The 12,154-nt window shown below is 64.3% G+C and carries 7 protein-coding genes and 1 pseudogene; 3 read left to right on the top strand and 5 right to left on the bottom strand.

What is annotated here, in order from left to right:
* Positions 1–116 precede the first annotated feature (116 nt).
* The 3 genes from H7F49_RS17965 to H7F49_RS17955 form a co-directional block, all read right to left on the bottom strand.
* Entirely contained in the window at positions 117–281 is a 165-nt protein-coding gene (locus tag H7F49_RS17965) for an ArdC-like ssDNA-binding domain-containing protein (RefSeq protein WP_185684943.1), read from the bottom strand.
* A complete protein-coding gene (locus H7F49_RS17960; protein WP_185684942.1) occupies positions 278–1,942 on the bottom strand; it encodes an ATP-binding protein in 1,665 nt (554 codons plus the stop codon). Before H7F49_RS17960 ends, H7F49_RS17965 begins: the two co-directional genes overlap by 4 nt.
* Before the next feature lie 75 nt (positions 1,943–2,017).
* Complete coding sequence (locus H7F49_RS17955; protein ID WP_185684941.1) at positions 2,018–4,069, bottom strand: ParB/RepB/Spo0J family partition protein; 2,052 nt, start codon at positions 4,067–4,069, stop codon at positions 2,018–2,020.
* A 175-nt stretch (positions 4,070–4,244) separates the two neighbouring features.
* On the opposite strand from H7F49_RS17955, the gene H7F49_RS17950 reads away from it, so the two are divergent.
* Positions 4,245–5,417, top strand: a complete 1,173-nt coding sequence (locus H7F49_RS17950) for a MarR family transcriptional regulator (protein ID WP_235982314.1) — start codon at positions 4,245–4,247, stop codon at positions 5,415–5,417.
* On the top strand, positions 5,417–6,322 hold the full coding sequence (locus H7F49_RS17945) for an antitoxin (protein ID WP_185684940.1): 906 nt from the start codon (positions 5,417–5,419) through the stop codon (positions 6,320–6,322). The genes H7F49_RS17950 and H7F49_RS17945 overlap by 1 nt, the downstream gene beginning before the upstream one ends.
* 97 nt (positions 6,323–6,419) lie before the next feature.
* On the opposite strand, the gene H7F49_RS17940 is transcribed toward H7F49_RS17945, so the two are convergent.
* Positions 6,420–10,637 carry a strawberry notch family protein gene (locus H7F49_RS17940; protein ID WP_185684939.1) on the bottom strand — a complete coding sequence of 1,406 codons (4,218 nt, stop codon included), beginning with the start codon at positions 10,635–10,637 and terminating at the stop codon, positions 6,420–6,422.
* 58 nt (positions 10,638–10,695) lie between these two features.
* Complete coding sequence (locus H7F49_RS17935; protein ID WP_185684938.1) at positions 10,696–11,538, bottom strand: DUF7146 domain-containing protein; 843 nt, start codon at positions 11,536–11,538, stop codon at positions 10,696–10,698.
* Positions 11,539–11,651: 113 nt separating this feature from the next.
* Between H7F49_RS17935 and H7F49_RS17930 the strand changes: the two are divergent.
* Positions 11,652–12,026: pseudogene (locus H7F49_RS17930) on the top strand (MerR family transcriptional regulator); the annotation flags it as partial.
* Positions 12,027–12,154 lie beyond the last annotated feature (128 nt).

Below are 12,154 nucleotides of genomic sequence, written 5' to 3'. Positions count from 1 at the left end.
TGTTGTCCCCCGCCCCTTTCGAGGTCGCAACCATTACTGGTCGAGGTTAGTCCGGTGGGCACAGGTCGTACCAGCTGACCTGGCTATGTTGTCATAGCACCTCCTTACTCGCGCCGTTACAGCGCACTATTGATCCCGGAATAGGGAACCCCGTTGTAGCGGAGCGGCCGCGTGCTGGTCGAGGTCCAGGGTTTGAGCCACGGGGCGGTGCCGGCGGCGATCTTCTCGAGGATCAGGTCGGTGATAACCTGTGCGACGTCGGGCTTTGGGTGACGAGTCATTGGGCCGGGCCCTCCTGAGCAGGATCGAGGGTGAGGTCGGAGGCGGCGCACGACCAGGAGAGACGCAGCGTGCGCCCGTGCGGGATGCGCCAGGCGACGCGGTCGGCGAAGGCCATGCGGATGCCGGCAAGAATTGCCGCATCCTCACCTTCGAGGATGGCATGGGCCCGCACCGCCGCGTCGTGGCGGAAGCGGGTCTCCTGGGTGTCGTAGCTGTCGGCATCGGAATCGTCGGAAGGGCTGAACACCGCATCGATGATGAGATCGGTGAGATCATCGGGCCCAAGCGCGGTGGTCCGGGTCAGCGCAATGCGCGCGCAGTCGGGATCGCCCCAGGAGTCAGGGTCGTCTAGAATCGCGAAATCGGTCTCAAGATCGAGCCGCCGGTCGTGCTGGTCGTTGAGTTCGATCGTGATTGCGTCGGGGCGCAGAGTGACAGCATCGGCTTCGTCGGCGGGGATGCCGCCATCAAAGGTGTAGCGCTCACCGGTGCGCACGAAGGCCGGAAGGGCATCGTACCAGGGATAGCCGATGAAATTGGTGATCGGCTCGTAGAAGGCACGCGGCTCAGGGCCGCCCAGACGGTGCATCTCGCCGCCGCTCGAGCGCCGCAAGGCGCGGCCGAAGGTGACGGCATCGAAGGAGTCGGTATCATCGTAGATCGCCGCGCCCGGCTCGAGGTCGGCAAACCGCGGCACCTCGCGGTAGCTGTCGCGGGCGAGCGTCGGGTACCACAGCGGCAACTGCCGCGCCGCCTGCGGGAAATTGTCGTGATACAGGCTCGCCTCGAGCCAGTTCTCGAAGCTCAGGCGGTGGAACGGTTCCTCGCGGATGACCGAGAAGATCGCCTCGCGGCAGAGTGCCACGAGCCGGTCGAGCGCGGCGTTGCAGTAGATTTCCTTGCGTGCGGGCAGGACCAGGACAAGATCCGGCGCGTCGATGACGTCGACCTGCACGGACCACTGGGTGTGATGGACTTCTTTCACGACCGGGAAGGCGTGTTTGAGGGTCACGCCGTGGAAGTTGAGCGTCGCCACGTGCGGCGAGTGCCGGTCGCGGAACACGCCGATCCGGAACCCCTCCCGCTTGATGACCTTGTGCGCGTCGGCGAGGAAATCGGCGCGGGCGAGATCCTTGCCATTGTAGGTTACGGGAAGCGGCAAAAACCGGGCGGCTGCCTCGACGCAGCGTTCGAGCTTGCCGTCAGGCTGCGGATCGAACCGGAAGGCGATTGTCGTGCCGCGCGGCCCGTCGAAGGGCAGCACATCGATGTCGGCCTCGCCCGTCCAGGCATCGCCCGTGATCGCCAGCGAGAACGCGCTGTCCGCGCTCCGCGAACTGACCACGGTGTCAAGGCCAGCAAGGCTGAAGAAGCCCATGCCCGCCGGGTCTTCCCGGGCTCGACACTCCTCGGACCAGTCGGACTGTCCAAGTGAGAGCAAGTCAACCGGGTCGGCGATCCCCGCGCCGTCATCGCTCACCGTGATGAGGCTGGCGTCCGCCGTGTGATCGGCGGTGACGGAGATGCGGTCCGCGCCCGCGCGGCGGGCATTCTGGAAGAGTTCGTTGAAGATGTCATCGAGGGTCCCGTTGAAGATCCGCGTGACCTTCGAGATCGCCTCGGGGGAGACCCGGGCGCGCAGCTTGGTGATCATGGTCATGAGGTGGTTCCTGGATGGGCCGGCACGCTGCCGCAGGGCGCAACGGATGCGCGGGCAGCGTGCCGGCAAGGCTGGTCAGGCGTCGACGGTCTCGCTGGCTTCGACGTCCTGCTCATCGGCAGGTTCGAGGTCGCCCGCATCGCTGTCCGGTTCGTGCTCAACCGGCGCTCCCTCATCGGGCTCGTTCGCTGCGAGCACCCGGAAGCGCATGGCCTCGGGCACCCACGCGAGCGCAGCTTCCTTGACCTCGGGGGCGACGATGGTCTCGCCCGCGAACAGCTTTTCGCAGGAAGCCGAGAGGTCGCCTTTCTTCGAGCCCATGAAGCTGGCCGCCATGGTCGGTCCGCCGACTTCGCTGACATGATCGAGCAGGGTCTGCTTGCTGACGCGGTCGAAGTAATTGGCGGCTGTCGGGCGCCAGTGGCTCGCGACATTGATGCCCATGAGCGCTGCGAGGTGATCGTGTAGATCGATCGGCTCGGGACCGGACTGCCCGGCCTTCCTGTCGATCCCCATGCTGGCTTCGAGCGTCTTTGCCATGCACCAGGCAAGCCAGCTGGCCTTGGCCTCGTCGGCAAGTGCGCTGAACGCGGAGAACCGGTCCACCGTCTGGCGGTGCTCGGTCCATGACAGGTCGAGCGTTTCGCGCATGTCGGCCATCAGCGTGTGCGCCGGGCTTTCAGGGTAATTCGCGAGGTAGAGCGAGGGCGACGGCGCGCGAAGCGTGGTGCCGAGTGCCTGCGCGCTGTAGAGCGCCCGGGAATCGGCGATGGCGAAGATCATGTAGTCGAGCGCGATGGCCGGGTTGGACGCGAGGTTGATCGCGAGGATGTCGCGCCGCTGGACCGCGAGCTCCTCGACCAGCTTCTGCGACAAGGGCTTGGCCGGCGGAGCCGCGTTGCCGCCCTCACCTGCTCCACCTGCGCTTTCACCAGCCTCGGCCCCGCGTGCCTTGCGGCGTTCGAGCGGCTTGTCGCTGTAAAGGCCCGGCGCGATGGCAGGCTGACCATCAGCGCCGAGAATGACGAAGCAGCCGAGGTTGGCCTTGAGGTCCTCGGGGATTACCGGCGGCTTGTCGTGGAGAGCATCGTAGGCGCTGGTTGCGGCATCCCAGCGCGCCTGAAACTCGGCAGCGGCCTGCTCGTCTTCGCCATCGAGCGCTTCGCTTTCGGCTTCAAGAGCTTCGATGGTCTCAAGCAGCTTGGCCGCCTCTGCCTGTTCGTCTTCGGTAAGCGCAGCAGGCTCAAGGTGAACCTGGTGAAGGTCCTCGGTCGCGCCATAGGTGACGCGGGTCTCGAGGATCGGTCGTACCCAGGCGTAGCCGGTAGTCTCGGCCACAGTGGTTGCAAAGGCCTGCAGCTTCTCCCCGGCAATACGCTGCGCGATCTCGGCATCGATCCACGTCTCGCCGCCGTCTTCGGTGAAAAGATCGCGCTCGATCTTGCCGCCAGCCGCCAGATAGTCGGCTTCGCCGGCAAGCTTGGCCATCGGGGAGGACGAGCGCACCGCACTGTGGGTCACCATGCGGCGGATGGAATCGGCATTGTTGCCCTGCCAGCTGCTGGAGAGTTCGTGCCAGACCAGCATCTGGCGTTCGTGGTTGGGCGTGGTCGCATAGGCCTTCGCGACATCGAGCGTGATCTTGCCCTCTTCCAGCGCGGCAAAAATGGGATCGGCAAGGTCCGCAAGACGCAGGCGGCCTTCGATGAACCGCCGCGTCCGGCCGAACCGCTTGGCGATGGCGTCGAGGTCGCTGCCTTCGTTCACGAAGTGCTTGTATGCCCGGATCTCATCAGTCGGCGTCATGTCGAGCCGGATGACGTTCTCGATCAGCGAGAGTTCGGACTGCTCGGCGGCGTCGATATCGAGCACCCGGCAGGCGACGGGGTGGTCCCTGGAGAGCTTGCCCGCGCCGAGGAGAAAGTTCAGCGCGCGCAGGCGGCGTCCGCCCGCGGTCACGTCGAACATGCCGCGCTTTTTGGCGGGCACGACGATCAGGTTCTGAAGAAGGCCTTTGGCCTCGATATTGGCGGCGAGTTCCTCGATGAAGAGGTTGCTGTCGTTTTTGCGGACGTTGGCTTCGGACAGGCGTAGCTTGCCGAGCGGGATCAACTCGATGTCGTTCATGGGAGTGCTCCTGAAGGCCGGATTTGGCCGAGCCCTTCGGCTCACCCCTTCCAGCCCCCCTCCCCTCACGGTTTCAGGATTGCCCGAATTCCTGGGCACAACCGCGCGTCTCATGGCGGTCCGATCAGCTGCATGAGGCATAAATGTCGGATTTATGCCTCATGGGATCGGTCGAATGGCCAGTTTCGAAATTTGCTGCCCAGCAAATATTGCATATGCGGCAAATATTCGCTACACGGGCCTTATTCACTGGTGGCCAAATATGAGAAATTTTGAGATTGAAGAGGATGAGCTGCTCGATGAGCTAAGCCATGCCCTGTCGGCACTGCCAGGCGCTGTCGTGTATCAGCGCTCCTCCGAACCGCGTGTCGGCAGCCGATATGCCCCGGATGGTGTACTTGATGTAGACCTCAATCGCCACCGGTTCAAACTGGTCGTTGAGGCCAAGCGCGAGCTCTTTCCCCGCGATGTTCGTCAGCAGGTTTGGCGGCTTCGCGATTATCTCAACCAGATGGATGACGCCGGTGAAAAGGTTCCCATGCTGATTGCAGGCGCGATCTCGAAGGGTGCGCGCGAAATCCTGCAGCAAGAACAAGTCGGCTACTACGACCTCGGTGGCTCGCTCTTCGTCCCATCGTCGTGTGCCTATGTGCTGATCGAACGGCCACTGCTCAAGAAGGTCGGACGCGCCTTCGGTTCGATCTTTCAGGGCCAACGAGCTCGCGTCGCTCAGGCGGTTATCGGGACTGCGCCCAGATGGGTGAGTGTGAAGGAACTAGCGGAAGAGACAGGGGTGTCGCCAGCGACCGCATCGGAGACCCTGACCGAAATGGAGCGGCGCGATTGGCTCGAGGTTGAAGGGGCGGGGCCGGCGAAGATGCGCCGCCTTCGCGAACGAGGCCCCGTTCTCGATGAATGGGTTCGCTTGATCGCCGATCAAAAGCCGCCGCGGATCGAACGCTATTATGTGCCGGGCGGGGATGCTGGCCAGATTGCGCGCCGGCTCGACGAAGCATGTCGCGACGTTGGCGCACAATATGCGGTGACGGCGGAGGCCGCCGCACAAGCGTATGCGCCGTATCTTTCAGCGATCTCGCAGGTTAGGTGCCGGATCCAGGGTGGGCGACTTCACCGAGAAGCTCTCGCGCGTCTTGATGCCCGGCCCGTGTCGGAGGGATGGAACCTCGGGGTAATCGAAGACACCGGCAAGCGCGACATTGCTGTGGGAGAACGGATCGACGGCGTTGCTTATGCGCCGCCGGTTCAGGTCTATCTCGATCTTATGCAGGGGTCCGGTCGCGCCAGGGAACTGGCGGACCACCTCCGCGCCGAACGACTGCCAGGATGATGACCAAACCCAAGACCTTTGACGCATATAATGGCGCAGTCACCGAAGCCGCCGAGCGTGTGCTCGTGACCCTCCTTCGCGGCTTCGGTCCCTGGAAGGACACCGTATTCCTCGTGGGGGGCCTAACGCCGCGCTACCTCGTTGCCGCACGGCCGCCGGAAGTACCCCAACACGCCGGAACTGGCGATGTGGATGTCGTCGTCGATGTGGCAATCCTCACTGACACTGAAGCCTACAGCACGCTGGAAGAGAACCTCCGTGCGATGGGCTTCGAGCGCGGGACCAATGAGAGTGGTGTGAAGGTTTCCTGGCGTTGGGAAGCGCGTCTTGAGACGGGCGCTACAATGGTCCTCGAATTCCTCGCCGAGCATCCCGAACTCGGGGGAGGAAAGGTCAAGGTGCTCCCAACTGAAGGTAACGTCTCCGCGCTCAATATCCCGCACGCGTCGATGGTGTTCGACCTGCACGACACGACCGAGCTAACCGCGGAACTCCTGAACGGCGGAGGGCTGGCCACCGAAGTGGTTCGGTACGCAAACATCGTCAGCTTCACCTGCCTCAAAGCCTTCGCCTTCGATCACCGCAACGCGCGCAAGGACGCACACGATCTCGTCTATTGCCTCGAACACTATCCCGGCGGACTGGTCTCGGTGATCTCGGCCTTCGAGGATGCATTGGCGGGATCGCACGCGGAGGCCGTGCAGGAGGCGCTCGCAAAGCTGAAGACTCGTTTCGTCCACGAGGATCCCGATCAGTCATACCGTCGGGATGGGGCGGTCGCTGTGGCGCGTTTCGAAGACAACGACGCAGATGTCGACGACAACGAGGAGATCCGGGATCTGCGCATCCTCCGTCAACGGCAGGTAGCGGACCTAATGGGGCAATTCTTCGCAGCACTGGCGTGACCGAGGTAGAACCAACCATCCGCTCATCGACACGGATTGAGCCCGCCTAACATCGCCGCGCCCATCTAACAGCAGCAATGTTAAATGAGCGCGGGGGTCAGGCCCGCCCGGCAATGCCTGAGATGATCGCCTCGGCCCGGTCGAGGGGCACAAACACCCGTGTCTTGTAGGCGATGATCTCGGTGAAGCAGCCCTTGGCCTTGAGCTCGGGAATGCGCGCGGCTTCGGCATCGACGATCTCGATCCTTCGGGAACCGTTCACCCGCGACGTGCGGATCGTGAAATTGAGCGGATGCGGCGCCTTCCACGTGCCCCCGCCAAGGATGGCGGCGGCAATCTTGGTCGGATCGGTCTGCGCCTTGCGGGCAACCCCGAGCTTCTCGAGGGTCGCGTCGACGTAGAGGTCGTGGACATGCCGGCCGAGCCAGGAGGCGCCGGATTTGTCGACGATGCGGTTGACCGTGAGGTCCTCCTTGGGAAGCGCGCCCCAAATCGGCAGGAGTAGCCCCGTCGCGAGATAGAGGGTCTCGGTGACGAGCTGGCTCTCGTCGGCGGCGTATTCCTCCTCCCACAGCGCGCTGAACGTGGACTTGGTGACCGGCCCCCAGGCGGACTCGTCGAGACGGTCGGCTCGCAAGTACTCGTTGCGCAATGGCCGCACGAGTTCGTAGCGGCGGATCAGGTGGCCTTCCTCGTCCATGTGCGAGGGCGCCGCGATGCCCAGAGCGACCTTGCCCGACTTTTCATTGCGCAGGAACAGCGGCGTCTCCTCATAGGATGCCATCTTCAGCACGCGTTCGAGCGCGAGCACCTTGCGCCGCTGGGTCAGCGACAGTTCGAGCAAGTGGGAGGTCGCACCGGTCACTGGATCGGTCCGAATAACCGTGTCGGACAGCACCTCGCAGGCTTCGACCGCCACCGTCTCGACGCCGATGTCGAATGTCCCGGCCTCCTTGGCCGCCGAAACGCGGGTTTCAACAAGGGTAAGGAACTCATCGAAAATGGCGTTCTGCACCGCGATCTTCATAGCGAGGATGCGGTTGAGCCAACGCTGGATCGGCGGCAGGTCCTCGCGCAGCACGCCGTCCTGGTCGGTGAGGTCGAGCCCGCTCATCCGCTGGAACTCGGACAAGGTCGTGCTTTTGAGCTTGGCCGTCGCCAGCAGGCCGTACCAGTCGTGGAGCGCGTGCTTGGCGTAGATGCTCTCGAGGTTGTCGGAAGCATCGAACATCCCCTGCCCGCCGGTCTGACGCTGGCCGCGGGTCAGCGCGCCCAATGCGTCGAGACGCCGGGCGATGGTGCTGGTGAACCGGGCCTCGCCCTTGCAGTCGGTGGTGACAGGGCGGAACAGCGGCGGGCAGGCCTGGTGCGTACGGTGGGTGCGTCCCAGCCCCTGGATCGCCCGATCCGCGCGCCATCCAGGCTCGAGCAGGAAATGGACCCGGCGCTGCTGGTTCTTGGCATCGAGGCTGGCGTGATAGCTTCGCCCCGTACCGCCCGCATCGGAGAACACCAGGATGCGCTTGGCCCCCGTCATGAACGCGGTGGTTTCGGCAAGGTTGGTCCGAGGCGAACGGCTTTCGAGCCGCTGCTGGCCCGATCCGTCGCGGACGAGGCGTTTGCTGCGCCCTGTCACTTCGGCCACCGCAGACGCCCCGTAATGTTCGAGCAGCGCATCGAGCGCGGTCGGGATCGGCGGCATGGCGCAGATATGCTCGATCAGGTCCGCGCGAGCGGCCTCGGCCTGCGGGTTGTGGACCGGGTTGCCGACCTCGTCCCACATCGGACGCGAGCGCACGTCGCCAAGTTCGTCCTTGTATTCCTCCATTTGCCGGGTCGGGAAGGCCCGGGTCAGATAGTCGACGACATATTCCTTGCAGTCATAGGCTATGTCGAGCGCCTCACGCTCAGCCGGTTCCAGTTCATCGAGCCGCCGGTTGAGGATGGATTCCGCCGTGCTCACCAGTTGGACGACCACGCTGTCCCCCTCGCCCAGGTGCTCGTCGATCGCAGGATAGATCGAGGGCAGCTTCAGCGAGAGCAGGACCTGTCCGAAGAAGCGCTGCTTGGTCCCCTCGAACCGGCTGCGGGCCGCCGCCTTGGCGCCGCTGTTGAGGGTCTTGTTCTCAAGCCCATCGATGATGCCGGTGAGTTCGAGCGCGGCCTCAAGGTTCTGGTGAATGATCGTCCAGGCCTGGCAATACGTATCGTAGACCGCGATCTGCTCTGCGGTCAGGTCGTGGCGCAGGATGTCGTACTCGATCCCGGCGAAGCTCAGCGCGCGGGCGAGGTAGAGCCCGGAGGCCTTGAGATCGCGGGCGACGAGCTCCATCGCCGCGATGCCGCCGTCGCGGATCTCGCTGATGAACTGCTCGCGGGTTGCGAACGCCGTGCCCGGCCCCCACAGGCCAAGCCGGACCGCATAGGCAAGGTTGTTGACGTCCGATGCGCCGGTGGCCGAAGCGTAGAGCACCCGGGCGCGCGGCAGCGTATTCTGGAGCAGGACCCCGGCGATGCCCTGAAGCGAGCCCTGCTTCTGCCCCAAGGCCCCTTCCCCGCCGGCAACGCCGCCCATTTCGTGAGCCTCGTCGAAGACGATCACGCCTTCGAAGTCTTCGCCAGCCCAGCGGACGATCTGGTCGAGCCTGGTATCTTCGACACGCGAGCTTCTGAGTGTGCCGTAGGGAACGAACAGGATGCCCTCGGGCGCGGTAATCTCCTCGCCGATCTTCCATCGGGCAAGATCGAGAATGTCCGACGGCAATCCGCCGATCGCTGTCCAGTCGCGCTGCGCGTCTTCGAGCAGCGGCGCATTCTTCGAGATCCAGATGTGTCGGCGATTGCCCTTCAGCCACTGGTCGAGAATGCAGGCCGCTGCCTGCCTCCCCTTCCCAGCCCCGGTGCCATCGCCGAGGAAGAACCCAGTGCGGTAGAGCTGACCCTCGGGGTCCTCCTTGAGCGCAACTTCGCCGGCAGGGTGGCTGAAGCGGCCATGCAAGTCGCGGCTCCAGGCCTCGCCCGCATAAATCACGGTTTCGAGCTGGGCGGCCGAAAGCAGCCTTGCCGTCACGGTGCGTTCGGGCAGAGAGGGCACGTAGCTTGGCTTCGGCGCGGCGATCGAGGCCATGGCGGCGGATTCGACGAGGTGGGTCGGATGTTCGCCAGCTTCCGCGATCACCACGCGTGAAGGCCGGTAATCGGCATAGACCCCGCGCTGCTCGCCCATCGCAGCAGGTTCGGCAAGCACTTCGTAGGCGACGGGGCGGACGTCGTTGGTCTGGGGAGCTCGCACGATCACGGGCCGTGCTGGACCGGTCTTCACCGAGCGGAACAGGCTGAGCTTTGGTCGGGGCGCTGTCGCCTGCGTCGGGTCGCGCAACGTCGCCCGGAGTGGCTCGGTTGGCAGCGCGGCAAAGAGTTCGCCGACCGAACCGCGATTGATCGTGGATACGCCGATCTCGCCTGGCACCTTGTCGATCACCAGCACGCGAACGGCGATACCGGTGCCGTGCTTGGCATAGCCGCCCTTGTCCAGACGGAGCGACAGGACGACCCGCGCGCCTTCAAGGGTGCGCCGGAAGGTTTCTTCGTACTTGGCAGAAGGTGAGAACCAGTCCGGCATGATCGCGACGATCCGGCCACCCGGCAGCAGATGATCGAGTGCGGCGCGCAGGTGCCTGGCGGCGGTATTCTGATCTTGCCCACGTGATTGCGACACCGAGAACGGCGAGTTCATCAGAACGACGCTTGGTCGTTCAGTTCCGGAGAGCAGCGCGCTGAGTTTCGCACCGTCGTGGCGGTAGACCTTCGTGCCCGGAAACACGCCCGCAAGCAGGTCGGCCCGGGTTGGCTCGAGTTCGTTGAGGATCATGTCCCTGGCCGCGCCCTTGGCAAGCGAAGCGATGATCCCGGTGCCTGCGCTCGGTTCGAGCAAAATGTCATCGCTGGAGATCCGCGCCAGATGAACTGCAAGACGGGCCAGCGCCGGCGGCGTCGAGAACTGCTGGAACTGGATCTGGTCCTCGCTGCGCACCGTGTGGGTTGGCAGTTCACGCGCCAGCGCCTCCAGTGTGGCGATCGCCGCGCCGACGTCCATGCGGCCTACCAGATCGGGAATGGCCAGGGAGAGCGCAACTTCCAGCGCTTCGAAACTGTCGCGCTGCTGCCACGCGCCTTCCGCGTCGTTGCCGCCTGCACTATCGGTCATGGCCTGGCTCAGAGCGGTGCGGTCGATCGGAACAGCGAGGAGCAGCTTGGCGGCAAGTGTTCGAGCAGCGCCGAGAATGGCGCTCGCGCGCGCAATTGTTGTGGTCATGCGGAGATCTCCTGAGCTTGCGCCGATCAGCGGCGCGCCTGCCCAAGTCCCCCTCCCCTCACCGCTTCAGGACGTCTGCCCAGTCGTTTAGGCCTCGGGGCGGCCTCTCGGTTTCGATGGTGAGGCCCGGCCTTGCATAGACTTCGGCAGCACGATGTCTCGCGCGCTGACCTTCCGGATCATTGTCGGGCAGCAGGATCAGGGTTTCGACGCCAACTGGTATCTCTGCCTGGTGAAACCGTCTCGCGCCCATGGTTGCCCAGGCTTTGATGCCGGTGAGCGAGGTATAGGCGGCAGCGGTCTCGAAACCTTCGCAGAGGCCAATGACACGGCGTGGAGCCCCGTTCGTCCAGGCCGCGCCGAGCGCATGTCCCAGCACACGCTTCTCGGTGTACCGCGCAGTCAGAGGGTCGAGGAAAATCCGCTGGATCGCAGCGACTTCACCTGCCTTGCGCATGCCAACGATGAGCGCCGGCTCGAACAGGGCTGACTGGCCCTGTCCCCTCGGACAGCGCGGATGGTAGCGCAGGTCCTCAAGTTCGCCGCGGATGCGCCGGACGTCGCGCACATAGCGCTCGGCTAGAGTGCTCTCGATGGCCTGCCCCTCGCGCCAGATCCTGAGATGAGCCGTGCTGACGCGAAGTCTCGGGCGATGGACGTGCTCGCTGCTTGAGCGCGGGATTTCGGCGATCCTGGCGAGCGCGCGCAGAACATCACGGCTGTCACATCCGGCATGGCAGGTGACGAGGATACTTCGGTCTCCCTGGCGGATCGATAGGGAGGGCGTTCTGTCGGCATGGGCGGGGCAGCGGCACATGGCTGTTTCGGCATGCCAGGTGCCTTCAAGCCTGCGAACCAGTTCGCGCAGTTCTGGAGTCGGAGGATTGCGTATGAGGGTCATCACCCCACCCGCCCCATCTCCCCTTGCTCCTTTTCACGCAACGTGGAACTGGACTGAAGCACTTTCTCGCTGTAGACCCTCAAAAGCATTCAAGCCTGCTGCCCGGGGTCATCATGAATTCAGAAGTCGAACGTATCGCCGAATTGGCGCAGTCCGGCGAACGCATGATCGAGCGGCTTCGCCGCCAGGCGTTCCTGCCAGAGTCGCGCAAGGAGCTTACCATGCGCTTCGGCATCGCCGAAGCTGCTGCATTGCTTGGCTGCTCGACCAACCGCATCCGCATGGCTGAGGATGACGGACGGCTTCCGCCGCCGCCTGCGACGGACAATGGCCGCCGCCCCGGCTATAGCGTCGAGGACCTCCTCAACATGCGGACCGTACTCGGTGCCTCCCCTGCCCGCTCGCCGCTCGATACGCCCGCCATCATTGCCGTGCAGAACTTCAAGGGCGGTGTCGGCAAGTCGACGGTGACAACCCATCTCGCCCACTTGTAGCGCGACGATCTGGGTGAGAAGAGCGCGACGATCAGGATGAGAAGTTGATTGTCGCGGCGCGACAGTTTGTGGCCATTCTGATTGTCGCTGGCAAGGTTTATCGGTCGTCCTGATTGTCGCGG

It is taken from the genome of Novosphingobium aerophilum, from assembly GCF_014230305.1.
Classification (GTDB): domain Bacteria; phylum Pseudomonadota; class Alphaproteobacteria; order Sphingomonadales; family Sphingomonadaceae; genus Novosphingobium; species Novosphingobium aerophilum.
This window is presented reverse-complemented; position numbering and strand designations above follow the sequence as displayed.